Annotated in this window: 2 protein-coding genes; both read right to left on the bottom strand. The window is 60.1% G+C overall.

What is annotated here, in order from left to right; translation table 11 throughout:
• Positions 1-179: 179 nt before the first annotated feature.
• A complete protein-coding gene (gene hemP / locus JMF90_RS38115; protein WP_011549397.1) occupies positions 180-425 on the bottom strand; it encodes a hemin uptake protein HemP in 246 nt (81 codons plus the stop codon).
• A 139-nt stretch (positions 426-564) separates the two neighbouring features.
• Positions 565-1,047, bottom strand: a complete 483-nt coding sequence (locus JMF90_RS38110) for an SRPBCC family protein (protein ID WP_054928000.1) — start codon at positions 1,045-1,047, stop codon at positions 565-567.
• Between the last annotated feature and the right edge of the window lie 60 nt (positions 1,048-1,107).

Here is a 1,107-nt window from a genome sequence, read left to right as displayed (position 1 = left end):
ACACGTCCTTCGACGTGTCGCTTTTTTCTTCCTTGTGCGAGAACCAAAAAAGTGGCTTGGCTTGCTGCAACGGCTGCTTGAGTGTGTTTGCACGAAGGGGTCTAGATCTCGCGTGCAAGCCGTTACGCTGGCTACTGCCCAACACCTCTCAGGGAGGTGGTCCCCACAATACTCGGTCGTTACTTCGTCAGGATCAGTTTGCCGAGCCGCGTGGCCCGCAACTGGTAAGTCTCTCCGTTATGCGCGATGCTGATGTGGCTATGGCCTTGCAGCAGCGTATCGCTGTTGACGACCCGCGTGCCTGCATCGCGGTTGCCGGCGGGTTTCGCCGGCGTGGTGACCGCTGCCGTCTTCTGACGGCTGCTGGCTGCGGTGCTGGTGGTGCGGCGCAGGGTCAGCGTGGTCGGGCGCATGGTGTCGGTCATTCGGTTTGATCGGTGACTGTCGATACGATGGAATGAATTCTAAATGATAACTATTCCCATTTACAAAAACTCTTTATCGATCGATAAGTCTGGTCTGATAGTTTGAATCAAAGCGGCGGCCCGCAGGCCGCCGCCGGGTTCAGTGCAGCGGATCGGGGTCCTTGCGACCTTGCGCGTACTCGCGGATCAGGCGAACGGTGTCGATATCCGACGTGCGGTACGCCTCCTTGACGATCCCGTGCGTCTGTCGCGCTTCTTCGCTGTCGTCCGTGACCGTCAGCGTCGTGCGGTACTTGAAACGCAGGAACAGTTGGCGGTCGTCGCGCTCCTCGATCGTCATCGTCAGCGAGCCGCCGATCTCGCCATCGGCCGCGCGGATGTCGTAGCGGACCTGCTGGTTCGGCGTGAACGTCACGTGGTCGCGCACGGTCGCGTGGCCGTAATGGAGTTCGCGTTCGAGCGTCGTGTCCGTCCGTTCGTGGATGACGCAGCTGTCGAGGCCGATCACGAACAGTTGCGGCTGTTCGGCACGCAATACGAGGCCTTCCCAGAGCTGGTCGCGGGTGAGGCTCGGCACGCCCGGTTCGTCGGAGTTGATCTGGATCAGGTGTTCGAAGTTCAAGGGGCGGGTTCCTTCTGGTGGCGGCTGGCCACATGGTTCAAGAACTTATTGTGACGCAAA

The organism is Burkholderia sp. E168m23 (assembly GCF_016586125.1).
Lineage (GTDB): Bacteria > Pseudomonadota > Gammaproteobacteria > Burkholderiales > Burkholderiaceae > Burkholderia > Burkholderia orbicola.
This window is presented reverse-complemented; position numbering and strand designations above follow the sequence as displayed.